This is a genomic window from Nonomuraea cavernae (assembly GCF_014646355.1).
Lineage (GTDB): Bacteria > Actinomycetota > Actinomycetes > Streptosporangiales > Streptosporangiaceae > Nonomuraea > Nonomuraea cavernae.
In genome coordinates, this window is sequence record NZ_BMNH01000004.1 from 374,772 (window position 1) to 396,795 (window position 22,024).

Consider the following 22,024-nt stretch of genomic DNA (forward strand, 5'->3'; position numbering starts at 1 on the left):
GTGCAGACCGCAGCCGAGCCGGACCGAGGAATCAGCCATGCGACCCAGCATCTCGTCCGCCGCGAGGACCGGAGAAACCTCCTTGCACTCCCTTCTCCTCCTTAACAGGTGCGTTAGGGTGAAGTCCGTCTTGTGCTCTCATAGCGGGCGGACGGCACATGGCTCACCCCGGCTCCACGAGATACGACTCGGCGACCAGGCAACTGGAGCAGGCCGTCGCGCGCACCGGCGCGGGCGCGCGGGGCGCGGTGGGCCTGGTGGCGGTCCTCGCCGCGACGCTCGGCGCCGATCCGCCGGTCTCCGCCCTGTGGCTGGTGCCCATGCTCGCGGCCGACCTCGGGTTGACCGCCCTGTTCCTGCGCCTGGCCTGGCGCGGCGGGCCGCTGCCCGGCCGGCTGGTGGCCGGTGATGTGGCCGTCACCGTCGCGCTCTGCCTCGCGCAGCGCCATCTCGTGGCGGAGGAGGCCCTCGAAGGCGGCGCGAGCTGGGTCGCGGGGCTGGCCACGATGAGCATCGTCGTCACCGGGGTCTCGTGGCGGCCGAGGGCGGCCGTTCCCGCCGGGCTGGTCGTGGCGGGCGCGTACCTGGCCGGTGTGCGGCTCGCGTCCCCGGGCCAGGACGTGACCGGCACCCTGGGGGTGCACCTGGTCCAGATCGTGTCGATCGCGGTGCTGATGACGCTGCTGCGCCGTTCCGCGGCCCTGGCCGACGCCTTCCTGAGGGAGAGCGCGCGCGCCGGGATCGCGCTCATGGTCGAACGGCTGCGGCGTGAGGACGAGCTGAGGCAGGTCGGCAGCGTGCACGAGACGTCGCTGCACACGCTGACGATGGTCGGCCTGGGCACCTATGACGAGCCCTCGCCCACCCTGCGGGAGCAGGTGGCGACCGATCTGGCGGCGCTGGAGAAGCTGCGCGACACCCCTCGGGCCGCCGCCGCGCCCATCGCGCTGGACACGCTGCTGGAGGAGGTGGCCGGACGGGCGCCGGGCCTGGTCGTCCACCGGCGGCTGACACCCGGGACGGTGCCCGGGGACGTGGCCGAGAGCTTCGCCCGCGCCGTCACCGAGGCTCTGGCGAACGTCGCCCGGCACGCCGGCGTCGGCGAGGCCGAGCTGGTCTCCAGCCGGCGCGACGGCGAGATCCGCGTGGAGGTCGCGGACGAGGGCCGAGGGTTCGACGAGCACCGGCTGCCGCCCGACCGGTTCGGCGTGCGCGGGTCGATCCTCGCCACCATGCGCTCCCTGCCGAACGGCGGCGCGGAGATCTCCTCCGGCGGCCACGGCACCCGCGTCAGCCTGTGGTGGCGGCCATGACCGACGACATCGAGCAGGTCGCCCAGCGCTACTCCCGCTACACCGCGATCGGCGCGGTGGTGATCGCGGCGGTCTGGCACACGGGCTACGACCTCACGGTCACGGTCACCGGCTGGCAGTCCTTCCGCTGGCCCGCCCTGGCGGCCGCGGCCTGGGTCGTCTACACCGCCATCGGGGTGGTCGCCGCGCTGGCCATGCTGCGCGGCTCCCGCCCGCCGGCCAGGGCGCGCGCGCTCGCCGTCGCCGTGCTGGCCGTGGACGTCGCGGTGATCGTGTCCTGCCGGCCGGAGGACCTGCTCGGCCCGATCGACTGGGGCTGGGGCTCGGTGGGCTGGCTCGGCGTCCTGCTGGTGTGGAACCGGCCGCGCCGGCGGCGCGACCTGATGGTGTTCCTCGCCGCCAACGCCGGCATCATGCTGGCGGCCATGGCCGTGACCGGGACGTACGACCGCGTCTCCATCGCGAAGTACCTGGTCGTCATGGTCGGCGCGGTCACCCTGCAGCTCGGCTACCTGGCGGGCTGCCACACCCTGCGCGAACGCGCCGAGGACGCCGTGCTGCTGGCCCGCAGGCTCGCCTCCGACGACGCCTGGCGGGAGTCGGCCCGGCGCATCCACGCCGACCGGCTGCACAGGTACGCGGTGATCCGCGACGCGGCGGAGTCACTGCTCAAGGAGCTCGCCGACGGCGCCGATCCCGGTGATCCCCGGGTGCGGGCCGACTGCACGGCCGGGGCCATGCGGCTGCGCCGCCTCATCACCGAGCGGGAGGACGTGCCCGACGAGCTGGTGTCGGCGCTGCGTGAGCGCATCGACGCGGCCGAGCGGCGCAGGGTCCTGGTGACGGCGCCGCCGTTCGGCGAGCACCTGCCCCACCTGCCCGACGGCGTGCGGGAGGACCTGCTCAGGGCGCCGATCCGGGCGCTGGACGGAGCCAGGTCGCGGGCCAGGGTCACCGTGTCCGCGATGTCCACCATGGTGAGCGTGGCCGTCGTGGCCGACAACGACGACCTGCCCATCAGCGCGACCTCGGTGCGTGAGCCCAGCGGGGTCGTCGTCACGTACCAGCGGCAGGAAGGGGAGGTATGGATCAACAGCATCTGGCAGGGCCCGTGACGGTCGCCCTGGTGGAGGACCACCAGGTGGTGGTGGACGGCGTCAGGTCGTGGTTCGCCCCGCCGGGGCCGGTGGAGCTGGTGGCGCAGGGGCCCACCATCGAGTCCGTCCGCGACGTGCCGGCCGACGTGCTGCTGCTCGATCTCCACCTGAACGGGACCATGGTGATCGACCGCGTCGCCGAGCTGTGCGGGGGCGGGCAGCGGGTCATCGTCTTCTCCGAGCATGAGGAGCCGGAGACGGTGCGCGTCGTGCTCGACGCGGGGGCCTCGGCGTTCATCGGCAAGGGGCGGGCCACCCGCGAGTCCTGCCTGGAGACCGTCCTGGAGGTGGCCGCCGACCGGCCGAGCGTGACGCCGCCGATGGCGCAGGCGATCGCCACGGACGAGAGTCCGCACCGGCCGCAGCTGTCGGACAAGGAGCGGGCCGCCCTGCTGTTCTGGTTCCAGTCGATGTCGAAGGCGTCGGTGGCGGCCCGGATGGGGATCAAGGAGCGGACCGTTCGTCAGTACATCGACCGGGCCCGGGTCAAGTACGCGGCGGCGGGACGGCCCGCGCCCACCAAGGAGAAGCTGCTCATCTGCGCCATCCAGGACGGCCTCATCCGTCCCGACGAGGTGAAGGTCTACACCTCGCTGGCCGCGAGGGCAGGGGAGGAGCCCGTCCCGTCGGAGGAGGCCCGCGGCCCGCGCTGACCAGGGTCGTGGCCGGGTCAGGGCTGAACGTCCCGGCCGGGGGCGGCGGCGCGATGCGGCGCGGGCCGGCGGGCGGCGGCCGCGAAGAGCAGGTGCTCCCGGCCGGGAGGACAGACCAGCTGCAGCCCGACCGGCAGGCCGTCCACCGTCCCGGCCGGCACGGTCAGCGCGGGCAGGCCGAGCACGTTCCACGGGCTGGTCAGCGCGAGCAGGGCGGCCCGCACGGCGACGGTCTCGCCGCCGAGCCGGGTCTCGCGCCGGTCGAGCGGCGGGGCGGTCAGCGGCACGGTCGGCAGCGCGAGCACGTCGTGCCGGTCGAACAGCGCGCCGACGATCTCGGCGAGCCGGGACCGCTCGTCCATGGCCCGGACGTATCTCCAGCCGGGCATCTCGAACGCGACGCGCAGGCGTTCGAGCACCTCGGGGTCGAACAGCTCGGGCGCCTCGGCCAGGCGGCCCGCGTGCACGGCCGCCGTCTCGGCGCTCTGGACGGCGCTGTAGGTCTCCCGCAGCTCCCCCGCGATCCCCGCGGGCAGCCGGACCTCCTCCAGCGGCCCCGCCGCCGCGCGCACGGCGCTCACCACCCGCGCATCGCAGGCGAACAGACCGGTGGGATCCAGCCAGGCCACCCGCGCGGCCCCGGCGTCGCCGGGCGGGCCCGCCGGGGTGCCGTGATCCGCGCCGGACTCGGGGTGACCGCCCTCGGCCGGGGCGGTCGCGGCCAGAAGGCGGTAGGCGAGCAGGCAGTCCCGCTCGTCGCCCGCCAGGACGCCGACGTGGTCGAGAGTCCGCGACAGAGGGAAGACGCCGTCCGCCGGGATGGCGCCGTACGCGGGCTTGAAGCCGGCCACCCCGCACAGCGCGGCGGGGATGCGCACGGAGCCGCCGGTGTCGGTGCCGAGCGCGAGCGGGACCAGGCCGGCGGCCACGGCGGCCGCGCTGCCGCCGCTGGAGCCGCCCGACATGCGGGCCGGATCGTGGGGGTTGCGTGAGGGGCCGGTGGCCGACCGGTCGCCCGTGGGGCCGTAGGCGAACTCGTGGGTCGTGGTCGTGCCGACGATGACCGCGCCGGCCCGGCGCAGCCGCGTCACGCACTCCGCGTCGGTCTCGGCGACGTGGCCGGCGAAGTGCCGCGATCCCATGGTCACGGGCAGGCCGGCGACCATGATCAGATCCTTGACGCCCACCGGCACGCCGTGCAGATGGCCTCGATCGGCGCCCTCGGCCAGCTCGCCGTCCGCCCGCCGCGCCGCCGCCCGGGCCCCGTCGGCGTCGACGGTCACGAACGCGTTGAGCTGCTGATCGAGCCGGGCGATGGCGTCGAGCGCCAGCTCGGTCAACTCGGCCGACGTGGTCCGGCCCGCGCGCAGGTCACGGGCGAGCTCGGTGATGCCGCGGCCGGCGAACGGGCCAAGGGAGATCGGCATGGGGGTCCTCACGGGTGTCACGACAGTGGACAGTCTCCATACCATGCCGGTCGCGGTTCGATCTATCGCGGGGTGGTCTGGAGCGCCCCCGCTTTGCCTTTCCGAGAGGCCCGTTTGAGGGTGGAAAGGTAAAAGTTCGGGCCGACATCCGTTGCGGGATAGGGGATTCCGTTAGGGGGACCCTAACCGCGCTTGCAGTGCTCTATACGATTCGCATACCTTGGTGGACATATGCGGTAGACGTCAGGGCTGAGAGAGACGTCCACGTTACCGTTCAATTGCCGGAGACTACGTCCTGACCTGCGTGAACCTTCAGCGCAGAGCGACGTGGCCCGCCGAATCCGCGACATCGCGAAACCGGGGACCCACTTCATTTCTGGGGTGAATCGGTCGATCTCTTCCAGAGACGGTCCGTAGGGCACTTCCACGCCCGAACCCGGCAGCTAACCCGGTAGGCGGAATGGAAGCAAGGAGCAATCTCTGCATGGCCAAGAACATCCTGAACCGCGCCCAGATCAAGGCCAACGCCTCCCGGATCGCAGTCGGGCTGACCATCGCGGCCGGTGCGGCCTTCGTCGGAGCGCCGGCGATGGCGGCCCAGCACCCGGCGCAGACCAACGCCTCCCAGCAGCAGGTCGCCGCGGCCCCCGCCAACCAGGTGAGCACCCAGAGCGTGCTGCAGATCGCCGAATCGCAGATCGGCGTCAAGGAGAACGCGTCCGGCGGCGGAACCCCGTACCACAGCTGGTACATGTCCTCGCCGCGCGCGGCCGAGACCCTCGCCCGTGACGGCGGCGGCAGCCCGAAGCTGTACGCCAACGCCCCGTGGTGCGCCATGTTCATCTCCTGGGTCGGCGAGCAGGCCGGCGCCCGGAGCACGATGGGCTGGGACGCCTACACCGTCACCTACGCCGACTGGTTCAAGGCCAACAAGCGCTGGGGCGACGTCGCCAAGCCCGGAGCCGTGGTCTTCTACGACTGGAACGGCGGCAAGTCCACCAGCGGCATCGACCACGTCGGCCTGGTCAAGAAGGACAACGGCGACGGCACGATCACCGCGATCGAGGGCAACACCGGCAACGGCAAGGTCGAGGAGCGAGTCCGGCCCAAGACGCAGGTCACGGGCTACGGCTACCCCGCCTACAAGGCCTGACCGGTTGACCTCCTCCTGACCTCCTCCTGACCCCCTCCGCCGGAGATCCCCCGTCCGGACGACATCCGCGCCCCGCACACCGGGGCGCGGATGTCGTTTCCTCGGGACGGCGGACATGTTGCCCGAAGTGGGCTGGTGACGGGATGACCACGGCGTCGTATAGTGCGGTCAAGATCGTAGTTCGGTCGGATCGGCCGGCGGCCGTGACGGCCCCTTCCCTCGTCGGACACCATCCCGGGGCCGCCCCGTACCAGCCGGAGGAGAGTCGAGTGGATCCATGCGGACACCCGCCTGTCGCGTTATCGGAGCGGTGATCGCGGTGCAGGCGAGAGGGCACACCCCATCAGGTCCCGGTCACAGCACCCGACGTGTCACAGCAGTCGCCATGGCGGCTGCTTTTTTCGTCGCCGGCACCGCCGTCGTCCCGCCGGCGACCGCCACCTCCGCCACCTCCGCCACCTCGGGCGCTGAGCGGGCCGAGCGGGCCGAACCACCCGCGGCCGGGGCCGCCACCGAGCGGGAGGCCCTGTCGGCGGCGCGGCTGACCGGGGAGCGCGTCGAGGTCGGCTCCCTGCGGACCGAGACGCGCACGGTCCACGCCACCCCCGGTGGCGCCCTCGTGCTGGAGCAGCACGCCCGGCCGATCCGCGTGCGCCAGGACAGCCGCTGGGTCGAGGTGGACACGACACTGCGGCGCCTGCCCGACGGCTCGGTGGCTCCGGTCGCGACGGCGGCCCGACTGCGGTTCTCCGGCGGCGGCGCGGCTCCGATGGCGACGGTCACGCGAGGGGCCAAGTCACTGGCCGTGTCCTGGCCGGGCGGCCTGCCCGCGCCTGCCCTCGACGGCCCCACCGCCACCTACGCCGAGGTGCTGCCCGGCGTGGACCTCCATGTCACGGCCGACGTGGACGGCTTCTCGCACGTGCTCGTGGTGAAGACGCGGCAGGCGGCCCAGAACGGCCGGCTGGACCGGCTGCGGTTCGCCCTCCGGGCCGAAGGGCTGTCCGTGCGGCGCAGCCGGGGCGGCGGCGTCGAGGCGGTCGACCGGGCCGGCGCGGAGGTGTTCGTCGCCCCGGTGCCGCTGATGTGGGACTCGCCCGCCACTCCCGACGGCCGCCGCGCCGCCCCCGCCGTCCGGCCGGGCGAAGGGCCGGCCCCGGGCTCGCGGCACGAGGCGATGGGCCTGGAACTGGCCGGCGAGACGCTGACACTCGCCCCCGACCGGGCCATGCTGACCGCGCCCGGCACCCGCTATCCCGTCTACCTGGACCCGTCGGTGTCGGCCCCGCGCGGCTCGTGGACGTCGGTCTGGAAGAAGTACCCGACGACCAACTACCTCAACTCCAGCGACGTGGCCCGCGTCGGCCACGAGAACGAAACCGGCCAGACCAACCGCTCCTTCTTCACCATGAACACCGGCACCGCCATCCACGGCAAGCAGATCGTCAAGGCCACGCTGCGCACGTACGAGACCTGGTCGTGGTCCTGCACCAAGAAGGCGGTCGAGCTCTGGCTCACCGGCGCGATCAGCAAGTCCACCACCTGGAACAACCAGCCGTCATGGTCGCAGAAGCTCGACACCGAGACCGTGGCCAAGGGCTGGAGCTCGTCGTGCCCGGCCGGCGGCGTCGAGTTCGACGCGACGGCGGCGGCGGTCAAGGCGGCGGCGGCCAACTGGGGGACGATCACGCTGGGCCTGCGGGCGACCAGCGAGACCGACACGTACGCGTGGAAGAAGTTCCGCAACAATCCCGTGCTCGTCGTCGAGTACAACAGCGTCCCGGCCACGCCGGTGGCGGCCGACGCCTGGACGGACCCGGGTGGCCCGTGCGTGTCGGGCGCCGCCCGGCCGGTCGTGGGCACCGCGACGCCGAAGCTCTGGGCCAAGCTCCGGGACGCCGACGACTCGGTCAGAGGCCGCTTCGAGTGGCAGGACGCCGCCGGAAACCCGGTGGGCGAATGGCTGACGCCGATGGCCTCCTCCGGCAACGCGTTCACCGCGAGCGTCCCGGCGGGCGCGTACGGCGACGGCTCGCTGATCCGGTGGCGGGTGCGCGCCGAGGACGCCATCACCACCGGCGAGTGGAGCCCGTGGTGCGAGCTCGACGTGGACACCAGCGAGCCCGGCCGCGAGCCGGCGGTGAGCTCACAGCGGTATCCGGAGAACGGCTGGGGCGACGGAGTCGGCCGGGCCGGGAGCTTCACCTTCGCCGCCAACGGGGCGGCCGACGTGACCGCGTTCCTCTACGGGCTCAACACCGGCCCGTCCACCGAGGTGCCGGCCGACGCCCCGGGAGGGTCGGCGACGGTCCGGCTCACGCCGAGCGACGACGGCCCGAACGTCCTGTCGGTGCGCGGCAAGAACGCCGCGGGCGGGCTGGGGCCGATCCGCAGCTACGTCTTCAACGTCAGGGACGGCACCGCCCCCGCCGGCCACTGGCGGCTCGACGAGGGACAGGGGACCACGGCGGCCGACTCGGCGGGCGCTCACCCGGCCACCCTCGGCGGCGGCGCCTGGGTCGACGGCCGCGCGGGCAAGGCGCTGCGCTTCGCCGGTGCCGGGCAGCACGCGGCGACCGGCGCGCCGATCGTGCCGACCGAGGACAACCTCGCCGTCTCGGCCTGGGTACGGCTCGCCGGCACCGCCCTCCCGGCGCGCAACGTCGCCGCGGTCAGCCAGAGCGGCCAACTGCACAGCGGGTTCTGGCTGGGTTACCGGACCGACGTCAGTTCGTGGGGGTTCATGATGAACCACTCCGGCGGCACCTCGCAGTCGGTGTGGGCGCTGAACCCCGCGGTGGTGCCACGACCCGGCGAGTGGACCCACCTGACCGGCGTCTACGACTCGGCGGCGAAGGCGCTGTTCCTCTATGTCAACGGTGTGCGGGCGGCCGGGCCCGTGGCCTACCACGGCGGCGCGGGACCGGCGACCGCGCTGCAGTTCGGGCGGGCCCTCTACCAGGGCGGCATGACCGACCCATGGCCCGGTGACGTGGACGACGTGCGGGTCTACGACCGGGCGGTGTTCGGCGAGGAGGTGGCGCTGCTGGTCAGCCAGGCGGCCACGCTGACCGGGCACTGGAAGCTCGACGAGGAGTCCGGCCTCACCGCCGCCGACGCCGCCGCAAGGACCGGCCCGCTCACCCTGGGCGGGACCGCGACCTGGACCAGCGGCTGGCTCGACGGCGCGCTCTCGCTGGACGGGACCGGCGGTCACGCCCAGGCCGGCCGCGCCGCCACGCGCACCGACCAGAGCTTCACCGTCACCGCCTGGGCCCAGCTCGACACGCTGCCGGCCGCCGACGCCGCCGCGGTCGCCCAGAGCGGCACCCGCGCCAGCGGCTTCGTCCTCGGCTACGCCGCCGACGGACCGCGCTGGATGTTCGGCATGGCCGGCGCCGACGCGAACGCGGCCTCGATCGTGCGGGCCCGCTCGGACGTCGTGCCGTACGTGATGGAGTGGACGCACGTCGCGGGCGTCTACGACGCGCTCGCGCGCAAACTCCGGATCTACGTCGGCGGGCACCTGGTGTCCACCACCGAGGTGAGCCACTCCAGCACCTGGAACTCCACCGGGCCGCTCCAGCTCGGCCGGGCGCTGCGCGACGGGGTGATGGCCGGTCACTGGCCGGGCACCCTCGACGACGTACGCACCTACCAGGGCGCGCTGGGCGACCTGGACGTCGCCCGCCTCGCCGCCGAATGACCGTCGGCGGCTCTCCCCGCGGCTCTCCCCGCGGCTCTCACGGCCGGACGCGGAGGTCGGCGAAGAGGGCGCGGTGATCGGAGCCCGGCAGGTCGTGCACCTGTACGGCGACCGGCCGGACGCGGGCGTCGCCGAGCACGTGGTCGATGGCCACCAGCGGCGGCAGCCCGCGCCCCGCCGGCCAGGTGGGCACCAGGCCCTGTCCGGTGGCCGCCGCCGCGTCGGTGTAGCCGGTGGCCAGCAGCCGCCGGAAGACCGCGTGGTCGAGCGTCGCGTTGAAGTCGCCCGCCAGCAGCCGCGGCGGCCCAGCGGCCGGGGCGGGCGGCAGGGTGGCGATGCCGGCCTCCCACTCCGGCACCGTCGGGGGCACGGGCGCGACCGGGTGCACGACCACCACCTCCACCGCCGAGCCGCCGGGCAGCGCCACCTCGGCCACCGGCATGCGGTGCCCGACCGGCCGGAACAGCCCGCCCCGCTCGCGCAGCGGATGACGCGCGTACACACCGCTGCCCTCCGGCCCGCGCGGCGCCGGCTGGGTGACCTCGTACGGCAGCAGTCCCTCCAGCCCGGCCGCGTCCAGCCGCTGCCGGGCCGACCAGGTCAGCTCCTGGATGCTCAGCACGTCGACGTCCAGCCGGCGTACCAGGTCGACGATCACCGTCACGTCCCCGCGCCCGCCGTTGAGGTTCGCGGTCAGCACCCGTAAGGGCCGGCCTTCGGCCACGGCGGTGGCGCCCACGGCGCGCGGCGCCACGCACCAGGCGAGGCACGCGCACACCGCCAGCAGGAGCGCGATCGCCACCCTGCTCCGCGCGGCGACCGCGATCGCCAGCACCACCAGCGCGGCGACCCCGAAGTACGGCGTGAAGGCGACCATCGGCACCAGGAACACGCCCCACTCCAGCCCGCCCACGCGCATGGCCGTCCCCGCCGCGAGCAGCACGGCCACCCCGGCGGTCACCCGCGCGGCCCGGGTCCGGCGGGGCCGCGCCCGCCGCGTCGTCTCTGTGTCACCTTGCGTCAGCACAGCCGCACACCCTAGGGGGCCATCCTTAAACGCGGATGAGGAGACGCCGCGCGAGAACCCCTACGGCTGCCCCCAGATCGGCTGTCCGGGCTCGGCCGGGGGCAGCGCCGACAGGACGAGGGCCACGTTCGCCCAGTCGGTCACCTGGACGTTGTCCGCCATGAGGCGCAGCCGCCTCGGGATCTCCTCGTGCGCGTCGAGGAGCATCTCGATGGCCTCGATGATCTGACCGGTGACCGCCTCGTAGCCGCTGCCCCCGCCCTGGCCCTTGAAGAACGTCACGCCCTCCTTGCCCTCCCCCCAGAAGGCGCCGATGGCGTTGAGCTGCTTGGCCGCGTCGTCGACGAACCCGCCGAGCTCCTCCCTCTCGATGTCGAACGCCTTGGCCGCCGAGCGGATCTGGGACGGATGGTTCTCCACGCTCTCCTCCACATCGTCATCGCGTCAGCCCGCCGGCTTGTGGGCCATGGTGAAGTACAGGAGCATCCGGCCGAGGGTCTCCTTCCAGGTGGGCACGAGGTCCGAGCCTTCCTGGCCGTTCAGGGCGTCGTAGGTGGGGCCGTAGCCGAGCGACCCGCCGGCCAGCCGGTTCAGGAAGTACTGGACGTCCACGTTCGCCGTCGCCCTCCTGGCCAGCGGCGCGGCGGCGTCGAACACGCCGTAGAAGGCGAACGACGCGGCGAACTCCTTCAGGGCCTGGGTCGCGTTGTCCCCGAGGGAGCCGGGGTCGTCGCCCCGCGCCGCCTTGACGCCCGCCACCACCGCCACGTCGCCGACGGCGAAGAAGGCGCTGCCGATCGTGTACTCCGTCAGCTTGCTCAGCAGGATCCGGGCGAGGCTGTGCTCCAGCAGTTTCGCCAGCAGGCCCGCCTGTGCCCGCCGCATGAGGAACTGGGTGATCTGGTAGGCCGCGCCGGCCTGCCAGGGGAAGGTGGTGATGTAGACGAAGCTGGCGAAGTTGGCCAGGGCGAGCGTCCAGTACGCGTGCCGGGCCGTCTCGATCACCTCGGCGAACTCCGCGCAGGCCGCGCTGTTCCGCCGGCAGCGGTCGGCGAGCCGGCCGGCGAAGCCCGACTCGGGGGGTTGCGGATACAGTCCTGCCGTCACGGCCTTCCGGTAGGCGTCCACGTCGTCCCCGGAGTTCTTCCTCCACACCGACTCGGCGGCGGCGAACGTCCTGTCCGGGGCCTGCTCGATGCGCTCGGCCAGCCGCGACCAGACCTCGGCGGCCTGACGCGCCTTCGCCGGGTGGCCCTCGGGGTAGTCGACCGCGAGCATCTTGAACACGAAGGCGGCGATGCCGATGGTGCCGAGCCCGTAGACGCTCACGCGCGCCGGGTTGACGCTCATGGGCGGCTCCCCCGCGCGCGGCGGGCGTCCGGCGGTCCGGTGTGGTCGAGCACGGTGCCGGTGACGAACGGGGCCATGAGGTCGCCCACCGCCCGCTGTGCGTCACCGGCCGACTCGGCGGACGCCTCCAGGATCGCCGCCGCCAGCTCGGCGGAGTCGAGCCGCATGGCGCGCGAGTCGATGACGAGCCCGGCCAGGGCCCCGGTCTGCGTCGTCTCGACGACGACGCGCCCGTCGGCCGCCACGCCCCGGCCGCGCACCGCGGCGATCCGTTCGCGTAACCGCTCCAGCTCCGCGGTCTCCTGGCGGAAGCGGTCGAGTAGCCTGCTGAACTCATGGTCGCTGGTGTCGCTGAACGGATCGGCCGGCGATGTCATTTCCGTCTCCTGACTCTCTTCGACTCGTCGAGTCACTCAGGTTACAGAAGTAAACAAGCCGGAAATATATGTTTATCCTGCGTCAGCCCCCCTGGGTGTAGATCGTCTTCCAGCGGGAGCACTCGCCGACCGGGCGCGTCGCGTTGCCTCGGCACACCTGCACCCTGATCTGCAGCGCCCCGCCGACGCTCTTGCTGAACGAGCCCGTGCCCGTCACGCAGTTGTACACGCCGTGCGTCCGCCAGCGGCCGTTCTGCCCGCTCTGGCGCCGGATGAGCACCCACGAGCAGCCCTTGCCATGGGTGTCGTCGAGGTATCCCTTCACGATCAGCCCCGACTGTCCGGCCACGACGCGCCCCCACGCGGTCGCCTTGCCGTCGGTGGAGTGGACGCCACCCCACTTCCAGGACGTGGGATCCGCGGCGGCGGGGGCGCCCTGGACGGCCAGGGCGATGGCGGCGGCGGTCATGCCGGTCAGCAGGCGGGCGGCGATGCGCATGAGAGGTCTCCCGGGATCGTGGGTCGTTCGTCACCCCAAGGACTACCGGCGCGCTCTTGTACACGGCTTGGAGCTCAGTGAGCGGCCCGCTTCCGGCTCAGCCGCCGGGGGCGATCACCCGCCAGGCCGCGGGGCGCAGCGTCCAGGACCAGCGCGGTGCGGCCGGGCGCAGCTCGCCGTCCAGGTTGGCCGGGACGGGCTCGCCGTCGATGGCGATCGACGTCCCCCTGACGGTCGTGACCTCGTCGAGCCGGCCGTGCCCGCCGCGCCGCAGCAGCAGCCCGTAGACGAGGCGGGACCAGGGCGACACGGCGTAGGAGATGACGACGTCGGCCAGCCCGTCGTCCGGCCGGGCGTCCGGTGCCAGCGGGGTGCCGCCGCCGATCGAGCCGCCGTTGCCGACGCCCACCATGAGGATCCGCCGGCGGCCGTCGGCGATCACCCGGCCGTCCACGCGGACCCGCAGCCGCCACCCCCGCGCCCGGGTGCCGGCGACCAGCGCGCCCACCGCGTACGCGGCCCGCCGCAGCAACGGCTTGAGCGGGGTGGCCTGCTCGGAGGCCAGCGCGCCGACCCCGACGTGCACGGCGTTCAGCACGATCCCGCCCTGGTCGTCGACGAGCAGATCCAGCGGCCGCTCCACTCCGCGCGGGACGAGCGTCGCGGCCTGCCGCGGATCCAGCGGGATGCCGAGCGTGCGGGCCAGGTCGTTGCCGGTGCCCATCGGGACCAGGCCCACCGGCCGGGTGCCGAGCTCGCCCCGCGCGAGCAGCGCGGCCACCACCCGGTGCAGCGAGCCGTCGCCGCCGAGGACGACGGGGGCGCGGTCCGGGTGCCGGTCCAGCACCCGGTCGATGTCGCCCGGCTCCTCCACGACGCAGGTCACCACGTCGGCCTCGTCGCCCAGCGCGCGCAGCACCGCCCGGCGGGTCTCGTCGTCGTCCCCGCCCGCGGCCGGATTGCCGATCGCCACCAGCTTGCGTGACACCCCGTCCCCTCCGTTCTCTGGCCCGCCTGGTGCCCCTGATCCATCAGGCGAAACCCTCCAGGTCGCGGAGCCGGGTGTCCGGGGCGGCGCGCGTCCTCAGCCGGCCGGGAGGTCAGGCGGGTCGAAACGACGGCTGAACAGGCCCATGAGCGAGGTGACGGCCCGGCTGCGGGCGGCGAACAGCCGGCTTCGCGGTTCCAGGCTCACCCCGAACTGCTTCTTCGTCTCGTAGGCCGCCGCGCCGAAGCGCAGCGTACGGGCGCCCGACGAGATGGCGTTCCGCACGCACGCGGTCAGGAGGGCGTGATAGGCGGCGGTGCCGGCGGTGCGCTCGTAGTCACGCCCGATCCACCTGACCGCCAGGTCGTCGTCATCGCGGAGCAGGGCGATGCAGCCGACCAGCGTGCCGTCCCGGTGGGCCGCGAGCAGGGTGAGGTCGGCGCCCAGGACGGTGGCCGCCTTGACGAACAGATCCGGCCCGTAGTGCCGGACCGCGCCGTGACGGCGCGTCACGTCCGCCACCATCCGGTCCAGTGCCGGACCGTCCTCGGCCGTCGGGATCAGCGGCCGGACGACGATGCCCTCGCGTTCGGCGCGCCGCTGCGTGCGGCGGATCTCACGGCGCCTCTTGCTCGGCAGGTCGGCCAGATAGTCGTCGAACGACGGCCAGGTCAGATCCAGACGGGTGTCCGGCAGCCAGCCGAGCCGGAGATAACCGCGTTGTTCCGCATGGGCCGGATCCGGCGCGGGCAGATGGTCGACGACGCAGAACGGCGACCGCTCTCGTCTGGCGAAGTCGCGGATCTCCCGCAGCAGCACGTCGAGCTCGGCCCGTGGGTCGGGGCCGTCACCCACCAGCAGCCCCGGGGACGCCGTCATCGGTACGGCCACGTGCAGGAAGGGCGAGCGGCGCAGCAGCCGGCCGAACCGCGCGTCGAGCCGGGGGTTCTGCAGCCGGTGTTCGAGCGCGCCGACGGCGGCGGCCACGAGTCTTCCCTGCCGGCGTACCAGCAGATATCTGGGCCGGTGATCGGCCAGGACGGTCTCGGCCAGGTGGAGCCAGCGATGCCCGGCGAAGGGGAGCTCGCCGCGGAGCGAGTCCCATTCGCCGGGTGACACTCCCTCGATGGAGGTGAGCACGTCAACCGTGTGCATCGCTGTTCTCCGGCCCGGCCACCTCGAACCTCATGGTCCCGGCCACGAGGTCGGCCGAGGCGTCCAGCGCGGCGGTCGTGGCCGCCCGCACGACGAACCAGCCGAGCCGGTCCGACACGTCCTGGTAGGGCCGGACTCGCCGGCCCGGCCGGGCCAGCACCACCAGCTCGGCCACCTCCGGGACGGCCCTGACCCGCTCCTCGCCGGACACCGACACCAGGGTCCCGGCCCGCTCGGCGGTGATCACCTGCCATCGGACCGGACGTGGCGGGTGCGGATCCAGCTCGATCGGCAGACCGGTCGCGGCCTGCACGGCGGCCCGTACGGGGTCCACGCCGTGGCAGAGCCGTACCAGGTCGTCGGTTCCGTTGCCTCCCGTGCGCAGCCCCAGCTCGATGAGGTACGGCTCGCCGTCCGGAGTGACGATCAGGTCGAGGTTCAGCGGCCCGCGCCGATAGTCCAGGCGGGCGCAGACCTTGTCCACGACGGAGCGGACGGTGTCCTCGACGTCCGGGGGCAGCGCGACCGGCATGTCGCGGCGCAGGGTCAGCACCAGAGGCGGTGGGCTCACCGTCTGCCGGCTCACCGCCATGAACACCACGCGTCCGTCGTCCACGACGCACTCACAGTTGTAGAGGACTCCGGGGATCTCCTCCTCGACCATGATCATGCCGCTGTAGGAGCGGTCACGGGCCGCCATCGCGGCGGACAGGACAGCGCCGGGGGAGACGCATCTGGTCACCCCGCGCCCGCTCTGCGCGTCGGCGGGCTTGACGAAGACCGGGAAGCGGAGCGCGCGGGCCCGCGCGGCGAGTTCGGCCGGGTCGTCGCCCATGATCCAGGGATAGGACGACACGCCGAGTTCGTCGAGGATGCCGCGCACCACCCACTTGTCGAGCGAGGCCCGGGCCGCCTCCTCGGAGAGCCGGCTCGGCAGCCCCAGCGCGACGGCCAGCTCGCGCAGCGCCGGCACCGCGACGTCACTGGACGGCGCCACCACGCCCGCCACGTCCGTACGGCCGCCGAGTGCCGCCAGGATCGCCCCGGCGTCGCGGGTGCTGACCGGCAGGTACTCGTCGGCGAGGGCGACGCCCGGCGCGGTGGCCGACTGGTCCACCGCGATCGTCCGGTAGCCCATCTCGGCCGCCACGCGGTAGGTGGACAGCGCGCCGTCGGCGGCGCCGAGTATCAGCAGTGAGGTCATGCCGTGTGCTTCCGGTGCCGGGCGACCGCCTGGTCGACGTAGCGCCCCAGCGGCAGCGACAGCACCGCGACGGCCAGGGCCAGGTGGATCACCATGAACACGACGGCGGTCGCGATGCTGGGCGGTCCACCGGTGAAGACGATGATGTGGGAGGCGTAGTGGAGGTGCGACGGCGGGCCGTCGGGCCAGTCGTAGGTGAGCCAGAACGTGAGATCGTTCAGCCCGGAGATGACCACCAGGACCGAGGCGAGCCCCAGCTTGAGGACCGACGTCGTACGGGCTCCCCCCATCCGGTAGCCGAGCAGCGCGAACAGCACGACGAACGTGACGGTCAGCAGGATCCACTGGTAGATGGTCTGGAACAGGAGGTCCTGCTGATCGCCGGACGCGGCGCCGAAGGGCAGGATCCGCAGCACCAGCCCGGTGTCCAGGACCCCCATGTAGAAGACGACCGCGGCCAGCAGCAGCGGCGGTCCGAATCGCCGCAGGGGCAGCAGCGCGACGGTCACCACGCCGAACACGAACGGGCTGAGCCGGAAGGCCCAGTCGGCCAGGTCGCCCAGCGTCTGCTGGGGCGGCAGCACGAGCATGATCAGCCCGGCGAGCACGGCGGTGGGGACGCCGGACACCAGCCACAGCCAGTTCCGGTTCCGGTGGGCCGCCGCGATCCAGGCGTCGGCGCGGGCGGTGCCGCGGCGGGTGGGGCGAACGGAGGTCATCGGCCGGCACCCGATTCGTCGGCCGGCTTCCGCACCCAGAACGGCCCGAGCGCCAGCGCGTCCACGTCGGTCTTGAGGTAGCAGGCGACCGCGTCCTCCGGGGTGCACACGATCGGCTCGTCGTTGTCGTTGAACGAGGTGTTGACCAGCATCGGCACCCCGGTGAGCTCGTCGAACCGGCTGATCAGCTCGTGGTAGAGCGGGTTGTCGGCGCGGCTCACCGTCTGCACCCGGGCGCTGCCGTCCACGTGCGTGATCGCGGGCACCACGGCCCGCTGGTGCTCCAGCACGTCGAAGACGAGCAGCATGACCTCGGACGGATGGTCACTGGCGAAGTACTCGCCGGACCGCTCCGCCAGGCAGGACGGCGCGAACGGGCGGAACGGCTCGCGATGCTTGACCTTCTCGTTCATCCGCGCCTTGGACTGGGGATCGCGCGGGTCGGCCAGCAGTGACCGGTTGCCCAGGGCTCGCGGACCGCACTCCATCCGGCCCTGGAACCAGCCGACGATCAGCCCCTCGGCGATCCCCGCCGCGGTGTGGCGGGCGATGTCGTCCACCCGCTGGTACTCGACGCCCGCGTCGCGTAACGCCTGCTCCATCCGCTCCTCGGTGAACTCCGGACCGGTGAAGACGTAACCGGTCGTCGGCCTGGGCCGGTCGAACCGGCCCACGCTCACCTCCAGCGCCGCGCCGAGCGACGACCCGTCGTCGGCGGAGGCCGGCTGGGCGAAGAACTCCTCGAACCCGGTCTCCAGCAGGATGCGGCCGTTCATCACGGAGTTGAGCGCCACCCCGCCGGCCACCGCGAGCCGGGTCATCCCGGTCTCCTCGTGCAGCCAGCGGGCCAGGTGCAGGCCGGCCCGTTCCAGCGTGGCCTGAAGGGCGTAGGCGATGTCCATGTAGTGCTGCGGGACGGGATTGTCCTGGGTGATCCGGGTCTGGGGACGGGGCGGGCCGAAGGTGTCGATGAACTTCCGCGACACCATGTGCTTGCCGTTGCGGTGGTGCTGGAAGTAGCTCAGGTCCAGCTCGTATCCGCCGTCCGGGGTGAGGTGCAGCAGCTCGGCGAACTGCTCCACGTAGGTGTCGTTCCCGTACGGCGCGAGGCCCATCACCTTGCCCGCGTCGCGGGTGGAGTAGAAGCCGAGGTAGCCCGTGACGATCGCGTACATGGCGCCCAGCGAGTGCGGATACCGGATGCGCTTCAGGTCCCTGATCCGCTTGCCGTCGCCGACCGCGAGGCAGGTGGTCGTCCCGTCGCTGCCGACCCCGTCCAGGGTGAGGACCGCGGCTCTGTCGAACGGGCTGACGAAGAACGCGCTGGCCGCGTGCGAGCGGTGGTGGTCGATGAGGTGGACCTTGAACTTGGTCGGCCCGGTGTGGCCGACGGCGGCCCTGACGTCGTCGGCGAGGGTGTAGGTGCGCTTGATGTGGGCCAGGACCGCCCCGCCGACGTGGTAGTCGTCGTTCTTCTTGGGGCCACCGCCGTGGCGCAGGGTCTCGACCAGGCCGGCCGACTTGGCGCCGTTCTCGCGCTCGTTGCGGAACACGTCAAGGGTGCCGGGGAAGTAGCGGGCGAACACCTTCGCCGCGTGCGCGGCCTCCCGCCAGCGCTGCCAGTAGAACGCCACGTGATCCACCTCGTCGAGGCCGATTCCGGCCTGCTCCAGGCAGAACTGGATCGCCCGGGCGGGAAACCGGCCGTCGTGTTTGACCCGGGTGAATCTCTCCTCCTCGGCGAAGGCGATGATCTCGCCGTCGCGCACCAGCGCCGCGGCCGAGTCGTGCACCCGGGAGATGCCTAGTACGTACATGTCGTTCGCTCCAATTCGCGGAAGATCATCATTCGCCGGATCGTATGAGCCTTGATCGGGATGGACAGGGCTAGAGCCGCCAAGGCGCCGAGCGCGCCCAGCCACGGCACGAGGGCGACGGCCAGCAGGCCCGTCGCGACCAGGCCGACCAGCGCGCCCGACGAGGTCACGACGAGCACGTCGTTGTTGGTGTTCTCCACCAGGTAGCCGGCGTACATCACGATCAGGAAGAGGATCAGCACGACGCCGACCAGCGGCCCGAGCGCGAGCACGGACGGCTCGCCGGCGGTCAGGTGCCCCCGCGTGACCGGTACGGCCAGCAGCAGGGCGAACACCGCCGCGAACCCGGCGCCCAGGCGCTCGCCGAGACGCAGCAGCCGCCGGGCGCGGGACCGGCCCGAGCGGCCCTGGACGCCGCGCAGCCGGTGGGAGGTGGCCGGCTGCGTCACCCGCAGCAGGTAGACGACCACCTGGCAGACCGCGACCGCCGGGAGCAGGGCGAGATAGAGCGTCCCGCTCTGGCCCGCCAGCCCGGAGACGGCGAGCACCAGGTAGACGAGCGCGAAGCAGAGCGCGTCGCACAGGTCGGCGACGCCGAGCAGCCAGGTGAGGCGGGCCAGCTTGCCCAGCAGCCGCCGGCGCGGCGCGCCCGGCGGTCTGCGCAGCCAGTCGCGGGGCAGCGCCGCCACGGCCATGGCGGTGACCACGAGGGTGCCGGCGAGCAGCAGCAGCAGATGGACCTGAGGCGCCCAGCCGACCAGCAGGGTGGCCGCGGTGACGGCGAGCACCACGCCGCCGGTCGCTCCGAACGCGACCGTGTCCAGCCCCGGCCGGCCACGCAGCCGGTGCAGGCCGGACACCGCCATCAGCAGGCCGGTGCAGGCCGACCAGGTCCCGGCGGCCAGGTAGGCGGTCGCCGCCGACAGCGGGGCGAACACCGCCACCGGGACGAGCGCGGCCAGCAGGACCAGGGTGGGGACGGCCGCCATGGCGAGCGACAGCCGTGCCACCGAGGGGCCGAGCCGTCTGGTGCGGGGCAACGTCTTGAGCGCCGCCTTCTCCGGCGCGTCGCCGGCCAGGAGCAGCCACGCGCACTGCCCGACGGCGCCGGCGTAGAGACTGAACGCGGGCCCGTCCCACACGGTCACCAGGGCGACCGCGGTCACCTGGACCCCGACCCGGAACGCGCCCCGGCCGATCAGCAGCCGCAGGATCGTCGCGGTCCGGGGGACGGCCACCGTCACGGTGGTCACGACGGCGCCCTCGTGGTGTCCGCCGGGCCGAGCAGCCGGTCCTCGTCGCGGACCGGCACGGTCGACTCCCGCACGTAGAACAGCCGGGGACGGGCGGCCTGGCCCGCCGCGATCGAGACCAGGTGGCGCACGGTGAACCCGAGGACCGCCAGCGCCACCGCCGCGAGCAGGAACCCGGCGGCGCGGCCGGCCGCCGGGCCGAGCAGCCCGAGCGCGGTGGCGAGGGCGCACAGTAGCGCCACCGCGCCGGCGCCCACGGCCAGGCCGGTGACCGCCGTGGTCAGCCGCCGGCCGACGCTGACGTACAGGTCGACGGCGTGCCGCGCGAGCCCGCGCACGTTCATCTTCGACGTGCCCCGCAGGCGGGCGCGGTGGCCCACCGGGACGGTGGTGTAGCGGTTCGTCAGCCGTGGCACGGTCGCCAGGAAGTTCGGGGAGCCCAGCCGGAGGTCCACGACGGTGCGCGCCAGTGATGTGCGCACCAGGCGGAACGCGGTGGCTCCACGGGGGACCTCGATCCCCAACCGGGCGGCGAGGACGTGGAAGCCGGCCGAGCCGAGGCGTCGGAACCACGGGTCGTCGCGGCCGGCCCGGACGCCGAACACCGCGTCGTGCCGCCCCCCCGCCGCCGCCTCGATCAGCCGGCGCGCCTCGGCGGCGGGGAACTGCTGGTCGGCGTCGAGGTGCAGGACCCACGGCCGGCTCGCGTACCGGTATCCGGCGGAGAACGCCGCCTCGAAGCCGAAGTTGCGGGTGAAGGAGATGTACTGCACCCGGGGGTCGGCGTCCGCCAGCGCCTTGAGCGCGGGCAGGGTGCCGTCGCCGCTGCCGTCGTCAACGAAGATCACTTCGAGGTCGAGGTCGCCGAACTCGGCCACCACCTCGGCGTAGACGTGGCCGACGTTGTCGGCCTCGTCGAAGCAGGGGATCACGATCGAGAGCCCGGCGTCGGCCGGCCCGTCGCCCGTGGTCAACGCCGGCCCGTGGCGAAGTGCGGGCGGATCCGGTTGTCGTACATGGTCAGCGCGGACGCGACGGCGGTGTGCATGTCGAGGTACTTGTAGGTGCCGAGCCGGCCGCCGAAGAACACCCCGGGCTCGCTACGGGCCCGCTTCCGGTACGCCTGCAGCCGGGCCCGGTCGGCAGGGGTCCCGATCGGGTAGTACGGCTCGTCTCCCGCGCCGGCGAAGCGGGAGTACTCGCGCATGATGACGGTCCGGTCGTCCGGATGGCCGCGTTCCGGATGCAGATGGCGGAACTCGTGGACGCGGGTATGGGGGACGTCCTCGTCGGCGTAGTTCATCACCGCCGTCCCCTGGAAGTCGCCCGTCGGCGCGACCTCGATCTCGTAGTCCAGCGTGCGCCAGGTCAGGGCGCCTTCGGCGTAGCCGAAGTACCGGTCGAGCGGGCCGGTGTAGACGACGGGGACGGCGCCCGCGGCGTCCAGGTCGAAGAAGTCGGTGCCGAGCCGGATCTCGATGCGGGGATGGTCGGCCATCCGCTCCAGCCAGGCCGCGTACCCGTCGACCGGAAGGCCCTGATGGGTGTCGTCGAAGTAGCGGTCGTCGAAGGTGTACCGGACCGGCAGCCGGCCGATGATCTCCGGTGGCAGGTCGCGTGGCGAGGTCTGCCACTGCTTGGCCGTGTAGCCGCGGATGAGCGCCTCGTACAACGGGCGCCCCACCTGGGAGATGGCCTTCTCCTCGAGGTTGGCCGGGTCGGGGAACTCCGCCGCCTGCTCGGCGACGAGGGCGCGGGCCTGGCCGGGCGACAGGACGCGTTCGAAGTATTCGCAGATCGTGCCCAGATTGATGGGCATGGAGTACACGCGGCCTTTGAACACCGAGAAGACCCGGTGCAGGTACGGGGTGAAGGCGGTGAACCGGTTGACGTACTCCCAGACGCGTTCATTGGAGGTGTGGAAGACATGGGTGCCGTAGGTGTGAATCTCGATGCCGGTGCTCGGCTCGATCTCGCTGTGGGCGTTGCCGCCGATATGGTCGCGGCGCTCGACGACGAGCACCCGTAAACCGAGCTCGCGCGCTGATCGTTCGGCCATGGTGAGGCCGAAGAGCCCGGCGCCGGCTATGACGAGGTCAATCTCCACTGCCGTCCTCGCGTTCTTCACGCCGGCTGGCACGCCATAGGTCTTGTGAACTGCCGGCGAGCAGACGGTCGTATCGCCCAGAGAGCCACCCGCTCTGGGTTGTCACCCGGTCCGCCCCC

At 73.0% G+C, this 22,024-nt stretch carries 19 protein-coding genes and 1 riboswitch; of the genes, 5 read left to right on the top strand and 14 right to left on the bottom strand.

Going from position 1 to position 22,024, the window contains the following annotated elements:
- The first annotated feature begins 158 nt into the window (after positions 1 to 158).
- The 3 genes from IEY82_RS11020 to IEY82_RS11030 are packed head-to-tail and all read left to right on the top strand — an operon-like array spanning position 159 to position 3,123.
- Positions 159 to 1,313, top strand: a complete 1,155-nt coding sequence (locus IEY82_RS11020) for a sensor histidine kinase (RefSeq protein WP_189123921.1) — start codon at positions 159 to 161, stop codon at positions 1,311 to 1,313.
- Positions 1,310 to 2,428: a hypothetical protein gene (locus IEY82_RS11025; protein ID WP_189123922.1), complete on the top strand. Its 1,119-nt coding sequence runs from the start codon at positions 1,310 to 1,312 to the stop codon at positions 2,426 to 2,428. The genes IEY82_RS11020 and IEY82_RS11025 overlap by 4 nt, the downstream gene beginning before the upstream one ends.
- Complete coding sequence (locus IEY82_RS11030) at positions 2,398 to 3,123, top strand: sigma factor-like helix-turn-helix DNA-binding protein (protein ID WP_189123923.1); 726 nt, start codon at positions 2,398 to 2,400, stop codon at positions 3,121 to 3,123. Before IEY82_RS11025 ends, IEY82_RS11030 begins: the two co-directional genes overlap by 31 nt.
- A 17-nt stretch (positions 3,124 to 3,140) precedes the next feature.
- Here IEY82_RS11030 and IEY82_RS11035 read toward each other — a convergent pair whose 3' ends face one another.
- Positions 3,141 to 4,550 carry an amidase gene (locus tag IEY82_RS11035; RefSeq protein WP_189123924.1) on the bottom strand — a complete coding sequence of 470 codons (1,410 nt, stop codon included), beginning with the start codon at positions 4,548 to 4,550 and terminating at the stop codon, positions 3,141 to 3,143.
- A 323-nt stretch (positions 4,551 to 4,873) separates the two neighbouring features.
- Positions 4,874 to 5,023: riboswitch (cyclic di-AMP (ydaO/yuaA leader) on the top strand.
- Between the two features lie 11 nt (positions 5,024 to 5,034).
- On the opposite strand from IEY82_RS11035, the gene IEY82_RS11040 reads away from it, so the two are divergent.
- Entirely contained in the window at positions 5,035 to 5,703 is a 669-nt protein-coding gene (locus IEY82_RS11040) for a CHAP domain-containing protein (RefSeq protein ID WP_189123925.1), read from the top strand.
- Between the two features lie 385 nt (positions 5,704 to 6,088).
- Complete coding sequence (locus tag IEY82_RS11045) at positions 6,089 to 9,409, top strand: LamG-like jellyroll fold domain-containing protein (protein WP_189123926.1); 3,321 nt, start codon at positions 6,089 to 6,091, stop codon at positions 9,407 to 9,409.
- A 37-nt stretch (positions 9,410 to 9,446) separates the two neighbouring features.
- Here the strand turns inward: IEY82_RS11045 and IEY82_RS11050 are convergent, their stop codons facing one another.
- The 13 genes from IEY82_RS11050 to glf all read right to left on the bottom strand — a co-directional run bounded on the left by IEY82_RS11050 (position 9,447) and on the right by glf (position 21,905).
- A complete protein-coding gene (locus tag IEY82_RS11050) occupies positions 9,447 to 10,436 on the bottom strand; it encodes an endonuclease/exonuclease/phosphatase family protein (protein WP_189123927.1) in 990 nt (329 codons plus the stop codon).
- 60 nt (positions 10,437 to 10,496) lie between these two features.
- On the bottom strand, positions 10,497 to 10,856 hold the full coding sequence (locus tag IEY82_RS11055) for a WXG100 family type VII secretion target (RefSeq protein WP_189123928.1): 360 nt from the start codon (positions 10,854 to 10,856) through the stop codon (positions 10,497 to 10,499).
- A 24-nt stretch (positions 10,857 to 10,880) separates the two neighbouring features.
- The gene (locus IEY82_RS11060) at positions 10,881 to 11,786 is read right to left on the bottom strand and encodes a WXG100-like domain-containing protein (protein ID WP_189123929.1); all 906 of its coding nucleotides are present in this window, start codon (positions 11,784 to 11,786) and stop codon (positions 10,881 to 10,883) included.
- Complete coding sequence (locus IEY82_RS11065; protein WP_189123930.1) at positions 11,783 to 12,163, bottom strand: YbaB/EbfC family nucleoid-associated protein; 381 nt, start codon at positions 12,161 to 12,163, stop codon at positions 11,783 to 11,785. The genes IEY82_RS11060 and IEY82_RS11065 overlap by 4 nt, the downstream gene beginning before the upstream one ends.
- An 82-nt stretch (positions 12,164 to 12,245) precedes the next feature.
- The gene (locus IEY82_RS11070; RefSeq protein WP_189123931.1) at positions 12,246 to 12,662 is read right to left on the bottom strand and encodes a hypothetical protein; all 417 of its coding nucleotides are present in this window, start codon (positions 12,660 to 12,662) and stop codon (positions 12,246 to 12,248) included.
- A 97-nt stretch (positions 12,663 to 12,759) separates the two neighbouring features.
- A complete protein-coding gene (locus IEY82_RS11075) occupies positions 12,760 to 13,650 on the bottom strand; it encodes a diacylglycerol/lipid kinase family protein (RefSeq protein ID WP_189123932.1) in 891 nt (296 codons plus the stop codon).
- A gap of 96 nt (positions 13,651 to 13,746) precedes the next feature.
- Positions 13,747 to 14,805 carry a GNAT family N-acetyltransferase gene (locus IEY82_RS11080; RefSeq protein WP_189123933.1) on the bottom strand — a complete coding sequence of 353 codons (1,059 nt, stop codon included), beginning with the start codon at positions 14,803 to 14,805 and terminating at the stop codon, positions 13,747 to 13,749.
- Entirely contained in the window at positions 14,792 to 16,009 is a 1,218-nt protein-coding gene (locus IEY82_RS11085; RefSeq protein ID WP_189123934.1) for an ATP-grasp domain-containing protein, read from the bottom strand. Before IEY82_RS11085 ends, IEY82_RS11080 begins: the two co-directional genes overlap by 14 nt.
- Complete coding sequence (locus tag IEY82_RS11090; RefSeq protein ID WP_189123935.1) at positions 16,006 to 16,728, bottom strand: hypothetical protein; 723 nt, start codon at positions 16,726 to 16,728, stop codon at positions 16,006 to 16,008. The genes IEY82_RS11085 and IEY82_RS11090 overlap by 4 nt, the downstream gene beginning before the upstream one ends.
- Positions 16,725 to 18,545: a carbamoyltransferase family protein gene (locus IEY82_RS11095; RefSeq protein ID WP_189123936.1), complete on the bottom strand. Its 1,821-nt coding sequence runs from the start codon at positions 18,543 to 18,545 to the stop codon at positions 16,725 to 16,727. The genes IEY82_RS11090 and IEY82_RS11095 overlap by 4 nt, the downstream gene beginning before the upstream one ends.
- Positions 18,533 to 19,798: a hypothetical protein gene (locus IEY82_RS11100; protein ID WP_189123937.1), complete on the bottom strand. Its 1,266-nt coding sequence runs from the start codon at positions 19,796 to 19,798 to the stop codon at positions 18,533 to 18,535. Before IEY82_RS11100 ends, IEY82_RS11095 begins: the two co-directional genes overlap by 13 nt.
- Complete coding sequence (locus IEY82_RS11105; protein WP_189123938.1) at positions 19,795 to 20,772, bottom strand: glycosyltransferase family 2 protein; 978 nt, start codon at positions 20,770 to 20,772, stop codon at positions 19,795 to 19,797. Before IEY82_RS11105 ends, IEY82_RS11100 begins: the two co-directional genes overlap by 4 nt.
- A complete protein-coding gene (glf, locus tag IEY82_RS11110) occupies positions 20,769 to 21,905 on the bottom strand; it encodes a UDP-galactopyranose mutase (protein WP_189123939.1) in 1,137 nt (378 codons plus the stop codon). The genes IEY82_RS11105 and glf overlap by 4 nt, the downstream gene beginning before the upstream one ends.
- Between the last annotated feature and the right edge of the window lie 119 nt (positions 21,906 to 22,024).